This is a genomic window from Pseudomonas citronellolis (assembly GCF_029335315.1).
Taxonomy (GTDB): domain Bacteria; phylum Pseudomonadota; class Gammaproteobacteria; order Pseudomonadales; family Pseudomonadaceae; genus Pseudomonas; species Pseudomonas citronellolis_A.
Genome location: NZ_JARJLT010000414.1, coordinates 15,066 through 31,590, shown reverse-complemented (window position 1 = coordinate 31,590; position 16,525 = coordinate 15,066). Strand labels below are relative to the sequence as shown.

Annotated in this window: 16 protein-coding genes; 6 read left to right on the top strand and 10 right to left on the bottom strand. The window is 69.5% G+C overall.

Features of this window, described 5'->3' with window-relative positions; all coding sequences use genetic code 11:
• Positions 1–51 precede the first annotated feature (51 nt).
• Both P3W75_RS31415 and P3W75_RS31410 read left to right on the top strand, forming a co-directional pair.
• Entirely contained in the window at positions 52–1,008 is a 957-nt protein-coding gene (locus P3W75_RS31415; protein WP_276231235.1) for a Vgb family protein, read from the top strand.
• A 12-nt stretch (positions 1,009–1,020) separates the two neighbouring features.
• Positions 1,021–1,644: a glutathione S-transferase N-terminal domain-containing protein gene (locus P3W75_RS31410; protein ID WP_276231234.1), complete on the top strand. Its 624-nt coding sequence runs from the start codon at positions 1,021–1,023 to the stop codon at positions 1,642–1,644.
• A gap of 197 nt (positions 1,645–1,841) precedes the next feature.
• Here P3W75_RS31410 and P3W75_RS31405 read toward each other — a convergent pair whose 3' ends face one another.
• The 6 genes from P3W75_RS31405 to P3W75_RS31380 form a co-directional block, all read right to left on the bottom strand.
• Positions 1,842–2,144: a hypothetical protein gene (locus P3W75_RS31405; protein ID WP_276231233.1), complete on the bottom strand. Its 303-nt coding sequence runs from the start codon at positions 2,142–2,144 to the stop codon at positions 1,842–1,844.
• Positions 2,145–2,155: 11 nt separating this feature from the next.
• Positions 2,156–3,529: a cell envelope integrity protein CreD gene (gene creD / locus P3W75_RS31400; RefSeq protein WP_276231232.1), complete on the bottom strand. Its 1,374-nt coding sequence runs from the start codon at positions 3,527–3,529 to the stop codon at positions 2,156–2,158.
• Positions 3,530–3,640: 111 nt separating this feature from the next.
• Positions 3,641–5,059, bottom strand: a complete 1,419-nt coding sequence (creC, locus tag P3W75_RS31395) for a two-component system sensor histidine kinase CreC (protein WP_276231231.1) — start codon at positions 5,057–5,059, stop codon at positions 3,641–3,643.
• Positions 5,059–5,742 (bottom strand): two-component system response regulator CreB, encoded by a 684-nt coding sequence (gene creB / locus P3W75_RS31390; protein WP_276231230.1) that lies wholly within the window; start codon positions 5,740–5,742, stop codon positions 5,059–5,061. Before creB ends, creC begins: the two co-directional genes overlap by 1 nt.
• Before the next feature lie 54 nt (positions 5,743–5,796).
• A complete protein-coding gene (locus P3W75_RS31385; protein WP_276231229.1) occupies positions 5,797–6,336 on the bottom strand; it encodes an ATP-dependent zinc protease family protein in 540 nt (179 codons plus the stop codon).
• Between the two features lie 74 nt (positions 6,337–6,410).
• Positions 6,411–7,655 carry an HD-GYP domain-containing protein gene (locus tag P3W75_RS31380; RefSeq protein ID WP_276231228.1) on the bottom strand — a complete coding sequence of 415 codons (1,245 nt, stop codon included), beginning with the start codon at positions 7,653–7,655 and terminating at the stop codon, positions 6,411–6,413.
• 128 nt (positions 7,656–7,783) lie between these two features.
• On the opposite strand from P3W75_RS31380, the gene P3W75_RS31375 reads away from it, so the two are divergent.
• Complete coding sequence (locus P3W75_RS31375) at positions 7,784–8,671, top strand: acyltransferase (protein WP_276231227.1); 888 nt, start codon at positions 7,784–7,786, stop codon at positions 8,669–8,671.
• Between the two features lies 1 nt (position 8,672).
• Here P3W75_RS31375 and P3W75_RS31370 read toward each other — a convergent pair whose 3' ends face one another.
• Together P3W75_RS31370 and P3W75_RS31365 are read right to left on the bottom strand one after the other, a co-directional pair.
• Positions 8,673–9,215 (bottom strand): DUF2780 domain-containing protein, encoded by a 543-nt coding sequence (locus P3W75_RS31370; protein WP_276231226.1) that lies wholly within the window; start codon positions 9,213–9,215, stop codon positions 8,673–8,675.
• A 243-nt stretch (positions 9,216–9,458) separates the two neighbouring features.
• Positions 9,459–10,019, bottom strand: a complete 561-nt coding sequence (locus P3W75_RS31365) for a DUF2780 domain-containing protein (RefSeq protein WP_276231252.1) — start codon at positions 10,017–10,019, stop codon at positions 9,459–9,461.
• Positions 10,020–10,220: 201 nt separating this feature from the next.
• On the opposite strand from P3W75_RS31365, the gene mdtD reads away from it, so the two are divergent.
• Positions 10,221–11,654 carry a multidrug transporter subunit MdtD gene (mdtD, locus tag P3W75_RS31360; protein WP_276231225.1) on the top strand — a complete coding sequence of 478 codons (1,434 nt, stop codon included), beginning with the start codon at positions 10,221–10,223 and terminating at the stop codon, positions 11,652–11,654.
• 19 nt (positions 11,655–11,673) lie between these two features.
• Here the strand turns inward: mdtD and P3W75_RS31355 are convergent, their stop codons facing one another.
• Together P3W75_RS31355 and P3W75_RS31350 are read right to left on the bottom strand one after the other, a co-directional pair.
• The gene (locus P3W75_RS31355) at positions 11,674–12,168 is read right to left on the bottom strand and encodes an ATP-dependent zinc protease family protein (protein ID WP_276231224.1); all 495 of its coding nucleotides are present in this window, start codon (positions 12,166–12,168) and stop codon (positions 11,674–11,676) included.
• A gap of 111 nt (positions 12,169–12,279) precedes the next feature.
• Positions 12,280–12,492: a cold-shock protein gene (locus P3W75_RS31350; RefSeq protein WP_276231223.1), complete on the bottom strand. Its 213-nt coding sequence runs from the start codon at positions 12,490–12,492 to the stop codon at positions 12,280–12,282.
• 334 nt (positions 12,493–12,826) lie between these two features.
• Between P3W75_RS31350 and dbpA the strand changes: the two genes are divergently transcribed.
• Positions 12,827–14,203 (top strand): ATP-dependent RNA helicase DbpA, encoded by a 1,377-nt coding sequence (gene dbpA / locus P3W75_RS31345; protein ID WP_276231222.1) that lies wholly within the window; start codon positions 12,827–12,829, stop codon positions 14,201–14,203.
• Between the two features lie 126 nt (positions 14,204–14,329).
• A complete protein-coding gene (gene yccS / locus P3W75_RS31340; RefSeq protein WP_276231221.1) occupies positions 14,330–16,525 on the top strand; it encodes a YccS family putative transporter in 2,196 nt (731 codons plus the stop codon).

Here is a 16,525-nt window from a genome sequence, read left to right as displayed (position 1 = left end):
CGTGGCGCGCTACAGTGCGCGTTCCAACGGCCACGCCCGGGAGCTTTCCCCATGCCGCTACGCCCGCGTTTCCTGCCCGCCCTGCTCGGCGTCCTGCTGAGCGCCTCCGCCCACGCCGCCGACCTGCAGTACTACCCGCTGACCAAGGGCGCCGCGCCTTCGGCCCTGGCCCTGCTCGACGACGGCAAGCTCTGGTACGGCGCCGAGGGCGACGGTGCGCTGGTGCGCTTCGACCCGCAGAGCGGGCAGAACGAGTCGGTCAGCCTGGGCAAGGGCTCGGCGCCGCGCGCGGTGATCGCCGGGCTGGACGGCGAAGCCTGGGTCGCCGACAGCGGCCTCAACGCCCTGGTCCGGGTCGACCCGGAACGCCTGGGCAGCGAAACCCTGCCGCTGCCCAAGGAGGCCGCCGACGCCGGCCTGGACAGCCTGGTCTTCGATGACGACCACGACATCTGGTTCACCGGCGCCAACGGTTTCTACGGCCGCCTCGACCCCGACAGCCGCAAGCTCGACGTCTGGCCGGCGCCCGGCGGCAAGGGCCCGCACGGCCTGGCGGTGACGCCGGACGGGCAGGTCTGGTACGCCTCCAGCGACGACAACAGCATCAACCGCATCGACCCGCTGGGCGAAGCCGTCACCCGCATCCCGCTGCCCACCGCCGGCAGCCAGCCGCTGCAACTGGGCGCCGACTCCATCGGCCGGCTCTGGGTCAGCGAGCCGGGCAGCGGCAGCCTCGGCCGCTTCGACCCCAGCGACGGCAAGTGGAAGAGCTGGCGCCTGCCCGGCGACAACCCGCAGCCCTGCGCGCTCTACGTCGACGCCATGGACCGCGTCTGGCTCAGCGACCTGGCCGGCAACGCGATCCTGCGCTTCGACGTGCAGAGCGAGAAATTCACCCTCTACCCCGGCGACTCGACCGCCGCCCAGGTGCGCCGCCTCGACGGCCGCCCCGGCGAGGTCTGGGGCGCCGACGCCAGCGGCGACCGCCTGCTGGTCATCCGCGAGTAACCAGGAGCCCCCATGAGCGCCACCCTCACCCTGTTCCACGCCCCCGCTTCGCCCTTCGTACGCAAGGTCATGGTGCTGCTGCACGAGACCGGCCAGCTCGACAAGGTTCGCCTGCAGGCCGCCAGCCTCAGCCCGGTGAGCCCCGACAGCGGCGTCAACGCCTGCAACCCGGCGGGGAAGATTCCCTGCCTGCGCCTGGCCGACGGCCAGGCCCTGTACGACAGCCGGGTGATCGTCGAATACCTCGACCAGCAGCACGCCGGCGAGCCGCTGATGCCCCGCGAAGGCCCGGCGCGCTGGCAGCGCCTGACCCTGGCGGCGCTGGCCGACGCGGTCATGGATGCCGCAGTGATCAGCCGCTACGAGAGCTTCGTGCGCCCCGAGGAGAAGCGCTGGGACGGCTGGCTGCAGGGCCAGCAGCAGAAGATCGAACGCGCCCTGGAACATTTCGAGGGCGAGGCCTTCGCCGCGCTTGCCGAGCGCTTCGACCTGGTCGCCATCGGCCTGGCCTGCGCCCTGGGCTACCTCGACTTCCGCCGCCCCGACTGGGCCTGGCGCGAGCGCTATCCGAAACTCGCCGGCTGGTACGCCGAGGTTGCCCGGCGTCCGTCCCTGCAGGCCACGCAACCGGCCTGAGCCCCATGGCCAGGCGCCGGCGGTTGATGGGCCTTCCGCCGTTCGCGAGCAAGCTCGCTCCTACAGGTTGGGCCCTCTCTTCGTAGGAGCGAGCTTGCTCGCGAACCCACTTCCACGCGCTCGCAGAACCAGCCCGGCGATCCGCCGCGCCAACCGCCGCCCCTCCCGACGCTCCTCACGCAACCCGTGCCAGGCGCTCATTTGCGGCTGCCCCAGTAGTACAGCGGCAGCGCCAGCAGCAGGCCCAGCTGGGTGAAGCCCACGCACAGTTCCAGGAACGACCGCACGTGCGGGTTGTGGGCCGCGTCGTGAGCGCCGGTCAGGCCATCCCAGAAGCTCGCCGGCGGCAGGTTCAGCGCCAGCCAGGCCAGCGGCTTGCCGCTGGCGGCGAGCCAGGCGATCAGTTCGAAGTGGCCGACGAACATCAGCAACGGCAGCGCCATCACGCTCAGCAGCAGGCCGACGAAGAAACTCAGGGTGAAGCGAGTGACTACCTGCATGGCGGCCTCCATCAAGCTTGGCGCGCTGCGTCGGGGGTGAACGCTGGCTCGCCCTTGGCGCGGCCGACGCCATACCAGTCCAGCCCACGGGTCAGCGCCATCACCCCGGCGAGCACCGTGAACAGCAGCAGCGAGCCCATCAGCAAGGCGTAGTCCTCGGCCCGCAGCAGGCCGTAGAGCATGGCGTAGAGCGCCGCCAGGCCGAGCGCGAAAGCGCAGCCACGCAGCGCGCTGCGCAACACCGTGCACAGGTAGAAGCCGATCAGCGCGACGCAGGCGCCGGCGGACACCAGGTAGGCCAGCTCGAAGCCCAGGTGCTCGGCCAGCGACAGCAGCAACAGGTAGAACAACGCCAGGGCCAGGCCGACCAGGGCGTACTGCACCGGGTGCAGCGCCAGGCCCTTGAGCACTTCGAATAGGAAGAAGCCGGCGAAGGTCAGGCCGATGAACAGCAGCGCGTACTTCAGCGCGCGGTCGGCCTTGAGATACTGGTCCACCGGGTCCACCAGGCTGACACCGAAGCTGCGCGACTCGAAGCCGGCGCAGTCCTTGCCGGTGAAGCAGGCCTGGGTGGCTTCCTCCAGGTTGCTGGCGAAGAAGCTGGTGCGCCAGTGCGCGTTGAAGCCGTCGGCGCCGACGCTGCGCTCGACCGGCAGGAACTCGCCACCGAAGCTCGGGTGCGGCCAGTCGGCGCGCAGGTTGACCTGGCTGTCGCGGCCGACCGGGGTCACGTCCAGCCGCGAGCTGCCCAGCAGGGCCAGGTCGAAGGCGTAGTCGAAGCGTTGCTCGCTGGCGCTGGCGTCCAGCGGCAGCCGCGCATGTACGCCCTCGCCCAGGCGCCGCGAGCGGCTGCCGGGGGCGAAGTCCAGCTGGCGCTCGCCGAGATTCAGCTTGAGCGCGTTCTGGATGCCGCGCACATCGCTGATGCCCACCGCCAGGAACGGCTGCTCGAAGCGGTAGCTGCCCAGGTCGTCGCGCACGCCGAAGTTGGCCGGCACCACGAAGCGCCCGCTGACGCGGCTGTCCAGATGGTACAGGCGCGCTTCGTAGATGCCGCGATGGCGCAGTTCGGTGCTCATCTGGCCGTCGACCAGGAAGGTCTCGGGCAGGAAGTACAGGCGCCCACGCTTCTCCCGCTGCACCGGCACGCGGGCGCCCCTGGCCTCGTCGCGCTCCCAGGCGATCACCTGGCGCACATAGGGCACCACCAGCAGCGGGCCGCGCAGGCGCTGGGCGTAGGCGGAACTGCGGGCGATGTCCTGCAGCACGCCGTCGCGGTAGGCCTGCCGCTCGCCGACCAGGCCGCCGATCATCAGCAGGGGGACGAGCAGCAGGAGCATGAGCACGGCGATGGCGCCGAGCTTGAACAACAGGGGACGATTCATGGGGCCTCTCCGGGCGGGGGTGAATGGCGGAGAGTGTGCTGGGCGGCAGTGGAGCGGTTGTGGAAGGGAGATGGGGAGATTGTGGGGATTGTGTGCGGCGCGCTTCGCTCCCTAGTTAGCCGGCAACTCCAGCCAAGCCTCCACACCGCCCTCGACATTCCCCACACCCAGGCGCCCGCCGTGCAACGCCGCCACTTCGGCGACGAAGTTCAGCCCCAGCCCGGTGCTCTTGCGCCCGGTCCCCGGACGCGGCAGCGAGTAGAAGCGCTCGGTCAGCCGCTCCAGCGCGTAGTCGGGAATCGCCGGGCCCTGGTTGAACACGCCCAGGCGCCAGCGCTCGCCTTCGCGCAGCGCGTCGAAGCGGATCAGGCCGCCAGGCGCGGTGAAGTCCAGGGCGTTCTCCAGCAGGTTGCCCAGCGCCTGGCGCAACAGGAACGCCTCGCCCGTCACCAGCGCCTCCACCGGCACCGCGTTCTCCACCCGCAGGCCTTCCAGACGCGCCAGGTTCGCCTGCAGCAGCTCCGCCACCAGTTCCTGCAGCTGCACCGGCTCGCTGTCCTCCAGGCCCTGGCGCTGCTCCACCTGGGCCAGATTCAGCAGGCGCTCCACCAGTTGCTGCAGGCGCTGGCTCTCGCCGGCAATGTTGCCGACGAAGCGCGCGCGCTGCGGCGCCGGCATCTCGCCCTCAAGCAGCTCGGCGGCGCCGCGAATGGCCGCCAGCGGGCTTTTCAGCTCGTGGGTCAGGGTGTGCACGTAGCGCTCGACGTAGGCCTTGCCTTCCAGCTGCACGCGCATGCGCTCCACGGCCTCGGCCAGTTGCGCCATCTCGCCGCCGCGGTAGCGCGGCAGCTCCGCGCGGCGGCCTTCGCTGACCGCCCGGGCGTAGCGGGTGAGCCGGCGCAGCGCGCCGCTCAACCACCAGGAGAGCAGGCCGCCGACCAGCAGGCCGAGGACGATGAGCCCGCCGCCGAGCCAGGCCAGGCGCCGCTGCGAGCGCTCGATGTAGGGTTGCAGGGTGCGGTTGGGCTTGGACACCGAGACCACGCCGATGATCTTCTCGCCATCGCGGATCGGCGCCGCCACGTACATCACCGAGGAGTCCGGGTCGTCCGCCGACTCGCGGCTGGAGCGCGCACCATACTTGCCCTGCAGGGTCAGGTAGACGTCGTTCCAGCGCGAGTAGTCCTGGCCCACCGCTTCGCCGGCCGAGTCGAGCAGCACCACCCCGCGCGCGTCGGTGACGTAGATGCGGTGATTCACCGCGTTCTTGCGCACGCCCCAGATGTCCGCCTGCGGGCTGCGCGAGCCGTAGGCCTTGAACAGTTCCGGTAGGTCGCTGCGGCCGAGGGTGCCGTGCTTCAGGTCGTCGCGCAGAATCTCGGCGAGCAGGTTGGCGGTGTCCACCAGGGTTTCCTCGGTGGACTGGCGCACCCCGGGGCGGATTTCCTCCATCACCGTGCTGAGCACGAAGTAGGCGGTCAGCCCGACGAACAGGAAGTACGCCAGGAAGATCCGCACGCCCAACGGCATCAGGCCTTCTCCGCCGCGTAGCTGTAGCCCAGGCCGCGGTGGGTCTGGATCGGCTCGGCGGCCGGGGCCACCTGGCGCAGCTTGGCGCGCAGGCTCTTGATGTGGCTGTCGATGTTGCGCTCGTAGCCGGCCTGGGCCGCCACGCCCAGCGCCTGCAACAGCAGCTCGCGGCTGAACACCCGCCCCGGTCGCGCCAGCAGCGCCTGGAGCAGGCGGAATTCATGCAGGGTGAGGTTCAGCGCCTGGCCACGGTAGTGGATCAGGAAGCGTTCCTCGTCCACCTGGAAGGGCCCGCTCGCCGGGCTTTCGGCGAGGGCGCGGGGCGCGCCGCGACGGAGGATGGCCTTGACCCGCGCCGCCACCTCGCGCGGGCTGAACGGCTTGACCACGTAGTCGTCGGCGCCGATTTCCAGGCCCACCACGCGGTCGATCTCGGCGTCGCGGGCGGTGAGGAAGATCACCGGCACCTCGGAGAAGCGGCGCAACTGCCGGCAGGCCTCGAAGCCGCTGATGTCGGGCAGGCCGACGTCGAGGATGACCAGGTCGAAGGCCTCCTCGCGCAGGCGTTGCAGGGCCTCGCCGGCCAGGCTCAGCCAGGTGGCGGCGAAGCCTTCGGCCTGCAGGGCGTAGAGCAGGGTGTCGGCGATGGCGGCTTCGTCTTCGACGATCAGGATGTGCGGCATGGCTTCCGTGCCTGGCGGGCGGGGCCTTCATCAAGCCGCAAGGCCCGCGCGCCGTCAATCGTCGGAGCGGCCGCCGGAGCAGGTGGGCTTGCCGGCGGCGAAGCGCTCGGCCGGGTCCACCGCGGCGTGGAACTTGCGCAGGCCCTTGGTGCCCATCAGGAACGGGTAGTTGAAGCGGCTGCGGTCGGTGAGGTTCACCTCGATCTCCTGCTGGTCGCCGCCCAGGCACACCGGCAACAGGATCACCGGGCGCTCGCTGAGGCTGCTGCCACGCTCTTCCTCTTCGTCCTCGCCGGTTTCGTCGGCGCGGTTCTTGATCTTCGAGATGCGCGCCAGCTTGTGCTCGTATTGCGAGTCGCCGCCGTCCTTGGTGGCCAGGCGGAAGCGCACCCACTGCTCGCCGTCGCGCTGGAACAGCTGGATGTCCTTGGCCGACAGCGACGAGGTGTAGGCGCCGGTGTCCATCTTGGCCTGCAGGGTCTGGTCGAGCTCGGGCAGGCCGACCCACTCGTAGCGCCCATAGAGCTTGGGCTCGGCGGCGAGGGCCAGGCCGGGCAGGACGAGCAGCGAAAGCATGGCGAGAACGGGTTTCACGGGAAATCTCCAGGACGGCGGGGTTGCCGCGCATAGGACTACCACGGCGGCCCGGGGTTCGCCAGCGGCCACTGTCAGCTGTCGAACAGCGGGCCGCGCCGGCGATCGAGCCCGCTCCACAGGCTCTCCAGGTTGCGGAAGCCCCACTGCTCCGGCGACTCGCGCCCGACGATCCGCTCGCGACCCTTGAGCCGCGCCAGGTCGAGGACTTCCTGGGGGATCGCCGCGCGCGTGCGGATCGAATAGAACACCTTCACCTGTGGGGTCAGCAGCGACGCGCTGTCCTGCTCGACCACCACCGCCAGGCGCTCGCTCTCCAGGCGCACCAGGGAGCCGACCGGGTAGATGCCCAGGCATTTGACCAGGGCGCGGAACACCGCCTCGTCCAGGTGCGACCCACACCACTGGCCCATGCGCCGGATCGACTCGGCGGGGTCCCAGCCGGCCTTGTACGGACGGTCGGAGGTGATCGCGTCGTAGATGTCGCAGACCGCGCCCATGCGCGCGAACAGGCTGATCTGCTCGCCAGCCAGGCGGTGCGGATAGCCCGTGCCGTCGAGCTTCTCGTGGTGGTGCAGGCAGACGTCGAGCACCAGCGCGCCGACCTGGCGACCGAGCATGAGGATGTCCAGGCCGCGCCGCGGGTGTTCGCGAACCCGGGCGAACTCCTGCTCGTCCAGGCGCCCCGGCTTGTTCAGCAGCTCCATCGGCACCTGCATCTTGCCGATGTCATGGAGCAGCCCGGCCAACCCCGCCTCGCGCACCAGCGGCTCGTCGAGGCCGAGCTGGCGCGCCAGGGCGATCATCAGCGCGCACACCGCCACCGAGTGCATGTAGGTGTATTCGTCGGCGTGCTTGAGCCGCGCCAGGCTGATCAGCGCGTTGGGGTGGCGCTGCACCGAGGCGCTGATCTCTTCCACCAGCTCGCGGGCCTGGTCGGCGTCGACCATCTGCCCCATCCGCGCATCCTGGAACATCTCCAGCACCACGCGCTTGGAGCGCGCGCACAGGCGCTGGGCGGCGCGCAGTTCGTCCTCCAGCGCGCGGCGCGGCTCCACCAGCGGCGCCGGCGGCTCGGCCGTGGTTACCGGCGGCGGCGTTTCCGGCGCCAGCGCGGGCTTCGGCGACAGGCCGCGCGCGGGGTCGATCAGCACTTCGCGCACGCCGCTTTCGCGCAGGCGCCGAAGGTCTTCGGGGTCTTCCAGGAGGAAACGCTTGCGCCAGAACGGGTGGTCCATCCAGGACCCGCACAGCTCGTGAACGTACATTCCCAGGGTCACGGCCTCGACCGGCAGGCGCAGGTAGAAAGATTCGGGCATGGCAGGGCATCGGCGGACAGCTCGCCTCAGCATAGTGCGCCGGCGGCCACGGCGGGAAGGGGTGGCTTGGGATCGCCACGCGGCCTGCGTATCATGGCCGCGCCACCCGGAACGAGGAATGCACCGCCATGTGGGCCACGCTGACCGGCATAGTCACCAGCCTCCTGCTGCTGCTCAACACCCTGATCCTGATCGGCCCGATGCTGCTGATCGCCCTGCTCAAGCTGGTGCTTCCGGGCAAGGCGCTGAAGGACGCCTGCTCCAACGGAGTGATGTGGATCGCCGAAACCTGGGCGGAGATCGACAAGGCCATCTTCGCCCTGATGACCCCCACCGTCTGGGACATCCGCGGCGGCGAACGGCTGCGCGGCGACACCTCCTACCTGGTGGTGAGCAACCACCAGTCCTGGGTCGACATCCCGGCCCTGGTGCAGGCCTTCAACCGCAAGACGCCCTACTTCAAGTTCTTCCTGAAGAAGGAACTGATCTGGGTGCCCTTCCTCGGCCTGGCCTTCTGGGCGCTGGACTACCCGTTCATGAAGCGCTACAGCAAGGCCTTCCTCGACAAGCACCCGGAGCTCAAGGGCAAGGACCTGGAGATCACCAGGGCCGCCTGCGAGAAGTTCAAGGGCATGCCGGTGACCGTGGTGAACTACCTGGAAGGCACCCGCTTCACCCCGGCCAAGCAGGCCCAGCAGCAATCGCCCTACCGCAACCTGCTCAAGCCCAAGGCCGGCGGCGTGGCCTTCGTCCTCGCCGCCCTGGGCGGGCAGCTGGACGCCATGCTCGACGTCACCGTGGTCTACCCCGACGGGCCCAAGCCGGGCTTCTGGGACCTGCTCTGCGGCAAGGTGCCGCGCGTGGTGGTGGACATCCAGACCCACGGCATCGACCCCGCGCTATGGCAGGGCGACTACGAAGGCGACGCGCAATTCCGCCAGTACGTGCAGGCCTGGGTGTCACGCCTGTGGGAAGAGAAGGACGCGCGCATCGAGGCGCTGCGCGCCGAGGCCTGAGTCAGACCGGTTTGCCGGCCACCGCCGCGCTCGGCGCGAGCGGCGTCGGCGTGCCGTTCCAGAGCTTGCCGAGGCTGCCCAGCAACTGACTGTTCAGGCCCTGCTTCACCAGGTAGTCGAGCATCACCCCGGCGAACTGGTCGACCATGCCTTCGTTCATCCCCAGCACGTTGAACACCTGGTCGACGTCCTGCAGGCTCTGGATGCCGCCGAGAATCTGCCCGGCGCCGCCCAGCAGCGCGCCGATACCGCCACCCAGGTTGCCCGAGGACAGCTGGTCGAGCCCCGGCAGGCTGTGCTGCAGTTGCGCGCCCTGGCCGTCGTCGAGGCGATTCATCGCCAGCCCGAGCAGGGCGCCGGCGCCGCCGATGGCCTGCTCGTCACTGATGTTCAGGCGCTGGCCGAGGGTTTCCACCAGGCCGTTGGCCGTCGTTGCGGCGGCGCCGGATTCGGCGCTGGGGATTTCCTCGAAGGTCTCGGCGGCGGCCGGAAGGGCCACCAGCCAGGCGCAGGCGGCGAGGGCGAGCAGGGATCGGGTGAACATCGAAGGGCTCCGCAGAAGGCAGCACCCGCCTCGGGATGGGCGGTCACTGGCTTCGACTGGCGGCCACGGCCTTCGTTCCGAACAGTCCGTCAGCTAAATCCGTAGGATTTCCCAGCAATCGCGTAGGGCGCATAACGCCCACGGCGTTATCCGCCGCCATTCACGGGTAGCGATGCCCCGGCCTGCGGCGGATAACCGCGAACGGTTATCCGCCCTACGCTCCCGGAAAGCGCTCGGCCGGCGTCAGCCGCCCACGCCCCAGAGGCTGCCCAGGCTGCCGAGCAGGTTGCTGCTCACGCCCTGCTTGCCGAAGTAATCCAGCAGCACGCCGGCGAATTTGCCGGTCATGCTCTGGTCCATGCCCAGGGTGCTGAAGGCGCTGTTCACGTCGCCCATGCTGTTGACGTTGCCCAGCAGGCCCTTGGCGCCGGTGCCGCCGAGGTTGCCCAGGGCGCCGCCGAGACCGCCCAGGGCGTTGGCGCCGCTGAGCTTGTCGAGACCCGGCACGCTCTTGGCCAACTGGCTGTAGTCGGTGTTGCTGAGCTGGTTCTTGGCCAGGCCGAGCAGCGCGCCGGTGCCGCCGATGGCCTGTTCGTCGCTGACCCCCAGCTGCCCGGTGAGGGCGCCGAGCAGGCCGCTGGTCTGCGGGGTGGAGGCGACCTGGGCCGGGTTACCGCCCTCGGCGGCGCCGGACACCGCCTTGGCGGCGTCACCCAGGTTGAAGGCGAAGGCGGACGACGCGGCGAGCAGCGCGGCGACGGCGCAGGCGCTACGGAAACGGACGGTGCGGAAGCGGACGATCATCGACATCTCCTGATGCAGTGAGACCCGGCGCAGGACGTTGCCCGGATCGAATTTCGACTGACGCACGGTGCCATCGTTCCGCCAGCGCCGATCATTTTAGGACGCCCTTCGGAAAGCGCCCTCCCCCGCGAACGACCTTCGTCAAGTTACCCATGCCGGCGATCTTTCCCTAAGCTTGCGGGAGCCGAACAAGGACCCATCATGAGCGAGCCCTACATCCTCACCCCGCGCATCGCCCGCATCCTCCCCTGGCTGGTCGCCGTGGCCTTCTTCATGCAGGCCCTGGACGGCACCATCCTCAACACCGCGCTGCCGAGCATGGCCCGTTCGCTGAACGAAGACCCGCTGCGCATGCAGGGCGTGGTGATCGCCTACCTGCTCACGGTGGCCCTGCTGATTCCCGCCTCGGGCTGGATCGCCGACCGCTTCGGCACGCGCCGGGTGTTTCTCTTCGCCATCGCCCTGTTCAGCCTCGGCTCGCTGTTCTGCGCCCTGTCGCCGAGCCTCGGCGCGCTGATCCTGGCCCGCGTGGTGCAGGGGCTGGGCGGTGCGCTGATGATGCCGGTGGGGCGCCTGGTGATCCTCCGGGTGTACCCGCGCAGCGACCTGGTGCGGGTGCTCAGCTTCGTCACCATCCCCGGCCTGCTCGGCCCGCTGACCGGCCCGACCCTCGGCGGCTGGCTGGTGGAGTACGCCAGCTGGCACTGGATCTTCCTCATCAACATCCCGGTGGGGCTGCTCGGCATCGCCTTCGCCATCCGCCTGATGCCGGACCTGCGCGGCGCCGAGCGCAGCCGCTTCGACGGCACCGGCTTCCTGCTCTTCGGCGGTTCCATGGTGCTGATCACCATCGCCCTGGAAGGCCTCGGCGAACTGCACATGCCGCATGTGCGGGTGGTCCTGCTGCTGATCGGCGGCCTGGTGCTGCTGGCCGCCTACTGGCTACGCGCGCTGCGCATCGAGAAGCCGCTGTTCCCGCCGAGCCTGTTCCGCACCCGCACCTTCGCCGTCGGCGTGCTGGGCAACCTGTTCGCGCGCCTGGGCAGCGGCGCCCTGCCCTTCCTCACCCCGCTGCTGCTGCAGGTCGGCCTGGGCTTCGCGCCGGCCAAGGCGGGCATGACGATGATCCCGCTGGCGGCCATGGCGATGGTCATCAAGCCATTGGCCAAGGGCATTCTCGACCTGTTCGGCTACCGCCGCCTGCTGGTCGGCAACACCCTGCTGCTGGGCGCGCTGATCGCCGGCTTCGCGCTGATCGACCAGGACACGCCCTACCTCTGGCTGCTGATCCACCTGGGCCTGCTGGGGGCGGTCAACTCACTGCAGTTCACGGCGATGAACACCCTGACCCTGATCGACCTGCGCGACGACAACGCCAGCGCCGGCAACAGCCTGCTGTCGGTGGTGATGCAGCTTTCCATCGGCCTCGGCGTGGCCTGCGCGGCGGCGCTGCTGGGCGGCTTCAAGAGCGACGTGGAGGCCAACGCCGGCGACGTGCTGGGCGCCTTCCACGCCACCTACCTGGCGGTGGGGCTGATGTCGATGCTGGCCGCGGCGATCTTCTTCCAGCTGGCCAGCGACGACGGGCGCTCGTCCGAGTCGCCGCGCCGGCTCGAGCCGGACGACGGGCACTGAGCCGCGCCGGGGCGGACGCTCAGGGCTTGCAGGTGGGCGGGGTGGTGAGGGTCTTCGACACGTCCACCGCGCCCAGGTGCTCCAGGCTTCGGCGCCCCAGCAGCAGCGGGTAGTCGGCGCCCTCGCGGTCGCTCAGGGCGAACTGCTCGCGGTAGACCTTGTCGCCCAGGCAGATATCCATGCTCACCACCGGGCGGTGCTCGATGCCGTTGGCGCCGTGCACCTTGAGCGTGCGTTCGACCGGCCGCTCGAAGGGGTAGCGCTGCACCTGGCCGCTGGCCGGGTCGGTGATCAGGATGTCGTACTGCACCCAGCGCTGCTCGTTCTTCTTGATCTTCACCAGGTTGCGCGCGTCCATCACCGAGGTCAGCACACCGGTGTCCAGGCGCGCCTTGAGCAGCACATTCTCCGGCATCAACTTGGCCTGCTCGACCCAGCCCCAGGTGGCCGGCGGGGCGGCGAACAGCGAGGGACAGCAGAAGGCCAGCAGCAGGCCGGCGGGGCGCAGGTTCATCGGGGTGGCTCCAGTTGCGGGGGGCAGTGGCAGTACAGATCGCTTACGGGATTCAGGCAACAAAAAACCCCGGATGTTTCCATCCGGGGTTTTCGGCGACGCCAGGGAGTCTTAGTTGACTACCTGAACGCGCTCGGCCTGCATGCCTTTCTGGCCTTGCACGACTTCGAAGCTGACTTTCTGGCCTTCGGCCAGGGTCTTGAAGCCGTGGCCTTCGATGGCGCGGAAGTGAACGAATACGTCCGGGCCGCTCTCAGGGGTGATGAAGCCGTAGCCTTTGGTTTCGTTGAACCATTTGACGGTGCCGTTCTGACGATTCGACATGGAGATCTCCTTGGAACGTAGATGTAAAAATAGCCACGCGAAGTGGCAGGAACTGAGTTGCAAGGAGTTACAAGGAGTCGAGCAGGACGGGGTGGAATAACCGACCGCATCAGGTCACGATCGACGGCGACCCATGCAAACACAGTGGGGGCACTCTACGATAAAAATCTTCGGAAAGCGAATCTGTATAAAAAACCACTATAAGGGTTCTCGGCGGTTTCGGACGAATGGCCGTCAAAGCCAGTGAATTCGCGGGTTTTCACCGCTTCTCGGGGGCCCTGCCGAGGCCATCCTGCTACACTGCGCGGCCACACGCCTGTCGGGTTTTTCCTTCGTGACTTCCACCGCCTTTTCCAGCCTGCCGCTCTCGGCCGACCTGCTCGCCAACCTCGATGCCCTGGGCTATCGGGAGATGACGCCGATCCAGGCCGCCAGCCTGCCGATCATCCTCAAGGGCCGCGACCTGATCGCCCAGGCCAAGACCGGCAGCGGCAAGACCGCCGCCTTCGGTATCGGCCTGCTCAGCCCGCTGAACCCACGCTACTACGGCTGCCAGGCGCTGGTGCTGTGCCCGACCCGCGAGCTGGCCGACCAGGTGGCCAAGGAAATCCGCCGCCTGGCCCGCGCCGCCGACAACATCAAGGTGCTGACCCTCTGCGGCGGCGTGCCCTTCGGCCCGCAGATCGGCTCGCTGGAGCACGGCGCCCACGTGGTGGTCGGCACCCCCGGCCGGGTACAGGAACACCTGCGGCGCGGCAGCCTGGTGCTCGACGGCCTCAACACCCTGGTGCTCGACGAAGCCGATCGCATGCTCGACATGGGCTTCCACGACAGCATCGCCGACATCATCGGCCAGCTCCCGGCGCGCCGGCAGAGCCTGCTGTTCTCGGCCACCTACCCGGCCGGCATCGAGCAACTGGCGGCGAAGTTCCTGCGCCAGCCCGAGCGCGTCGAGGTCGAGGCGCTGCACGACGACAGCCAGATCGAGCAGCACTTCTACGAGATCGACCCGCGCCAGCGCATGGACGCCGCCGTGCGCCTGCTGCAGCACTTCCGCCCGCAGTCGGCGGTCGCCTTCTGCCACACCCGCCAGCAGTGCGTGGAGCTGGCCCAGCGCCTGGACGCGGAGAAGATCTCCGCCCTGGCCCTGCACGGCGACCTGGAGCAGCGCGAGCGCGACCAGGTGCTGGCGATGTTCGCCAACCGCAGTTGCAGCGTGCTGGTGGCGACCGACGTGGCGGCGCGCGGCCTGGACATCGAAGGCCTGGAGGCGGTGATCAACATCGAGCTGAGCCGCGACGCGCAGGTCCACGTGCACCGCATCGGCCGTAGCGGCCGCGCCGGCGAGAAGGGCCTGGCGCTGTCCCTGGTGGCGCCGTCGGAAGCCGCCCGCGCGCAGGCCATCGAAGACCTGCAGGGCGCGCCGCTGAACTGGGAACGCATCGACTTCCTGCGCGCCAACCCGGCGCCGCTGCTGCCGCCGATGACCACCCTGAACATCGCCGGCGGGCGCAAGGACAAGCTGCGCCCGGGCGATATCCTCGGCGCCCTCACCGGCGAGTCCGGCCTGCCCGGCAGCACGGTGGGCAAGATCGCCATCTTCGACTTCCAGGCCTACGTGGCGGTGCAGCGCGACCAGGCCAAGGCGGCGCTCAAGCGCCTGCAGGAAGGCAAGATCAAGGGGCGCTCGTTCAAGGTGCGCATCCTCTAGCTCAAACGGCGGATAACGTCGAACGTTATCCGCCCTACGCCTACCCAGCCGCCCCCGCTTCCGATAGCCGCGCGCCAGGCGATCCGCTAGTCTCAGCGCAGAGACACACGGAAGTCCCCGACGCGCATGCTTTCCTCCCCCTTGTTCGAGACCCTGCGGCGCCTCTGGGCGCTGGACAAGTTCGCCTACAGCCTGCGGGTGTCGATCGCCCTCGCCGGGGCCATGCTGACCTGCCTGCTGCTGGGCCGCGCCGAGCTGGTGATCCCGCTGTTCCTGGGCATCATCGCCAGCGCCCTGGCCGAGACCGACGACCACTGGCTGGGCCGCCTGCAGGCGCTGCTGGTGACCCTGGTGTGCTTCCTGATCGCCGCGCTGGCAGTGGAGCTGCTGTTCCCCTACCCCTGGCTGTTCGTCGCCGGCCTCGGCCTCTCGGCCTTCGGCATGACCCTGCTGGGGGCGCTGGGCGAGCGCTACGCGGCCATCGCCTCGGCCACCCTGATCCTCTCCATCTACACCATGATCGGCGTCGACCAGCGCGGCGGCGCGCCCGGCAACCTGTGGCAGGAACCGCTGCTGCTGGTCGCCGGCGCCGCCTGGTACGGCCTGCTCTCGGTGCTGTGGAACGCGCTCTTCGCCAACCAGCCGGTGCAGCAGGTGCTGGCCCGCGCCTACTTCGAGCTGGGCGAGTACCTGAAGATCAAGTCGACCCTGTTCGAACCGCTGCGCCAGCTCGACGTCGAGGGCCGGCGCCTGGCCCTGGCGCGGCAGAACGGCAAGCTGGTGGTGACCCTGAACCAGGCCAAGGAAACCATTCTCAGCCGCCTCAGCCACGGCCGCCCGGGACCCAAGCTGAGCCGCTACCTGAAGCTGTACTTCATCGCCCAGGACGTCCACGAGCGCGCCAGTTCCTCGCACTACCCGTACAACCGCCTGGCCGAGGCCTTCTTCCACAGCGACGTGCTGTTCCGCTGCCAGCGCCTGCTCAACCAGCAGGGCAAGGCCTGCCAGGCCCTGGCGCGGGCCATCCGCCTGCGCCAGCCGTTCGACTACAACGACAGCGAACTGGCCCTGGCCGACCTCCAGGCCTCGCTGGAACACCTGCGCCAGCAAGGCAACCCGGCCTGGCGCTCGCTGCTGCGCTCGCTCGGCGCCCTCGCCGCCAACCTCGCCAGCCTCGACCTCAAGCTCAGCGGCGCGAGCAACCCCGACGCCCTCGCCGAGGAACAGGACAGCGCCCTGCTCGACCGCTCGCCACGTTCGCTGCGCGACGCCTTCGAGCGCATCCGCCTGCAGCTCACGCCGACCTCGCTGCTGTTCCGCCACGCGCTGCGCCTGGGCCTGACCCTGGTGGCCGGCTACGGCGTGCTGCACCTGATCCACCCGACCCAGGGCTACTGGATCCTGCTGACCACGGTGTTCGTCTGCCAACCCAACTACGGCGCCACGCGCATCCGCCTGGTGCAGCGCATCCTCGGCACCCTGGTCGGCCTGGTGGCCGGCTGGGCGCTGATCGACCTGTTCCCCAGCCCGCTGCTGCAGTCGCTGCTGGCGGTGGTCGCCGGGGTGGTGTTCTTCGCCACCCGCAGCACCCGCTACACCCTGGCCACCGCCGCCATCACCCTGCTGGTGCTGCTGTGCTTCAACCAGGTCGGCAACGGCTACGGGCTGATCCTGCCACGCCTGTTCGACACCCTGCTCGGCGCCTTCATCGCCGGCCTCGCGGTGTTCCTGGTGCTGCCCGACTGGCAGGGCCGCAGGCTGCACAGCCTGGTCGGCAGCACCCTGGCCTGCAACGCCCGCTACCTGCGCGAAATCATGCAGCAGTACGCCAGCGGCAAGCGCGACGACCTGGCCTACCGCACCGCGCGGCGCAACGCGCACAACGCCGACGCGACCCTCTCCACCACCCTGTCGAACATGCTTCTGGAGCCCGGCCACTTCCGCAAGGACGCCGAGCTGGGGTTCCGCTTCCTGGTGCTCTCGCACACCCTGCTCAGCTACCTGTCGGCCCTCGGCGCGCACCGCGACCGGCTGCCGGAGTCGCCGGCCAACGCGCTCATCGGCGAAGCCGCCGAAGGCCTCACCGCCAGCCTCGACGAGATCGCCGCGCACCTCGCCGAACGCCGCGCGGTGGCCGTCCACAGCGACGCCGAGGAAGACCTGGCCAAGCGCCTGGAGCAGGTGCCGGAGGAACTGGAAGACCCGCAGCGCCTGGTGCAGACCCAGCTGGCGCTGATCTGCCGCGAACTGGCGCCGCTGCGCAGCCTGGCCGCGCACCTGCTGAAGAAGGAGATCGGCGCCGAGCAGGAAGAGCTGGCCTGA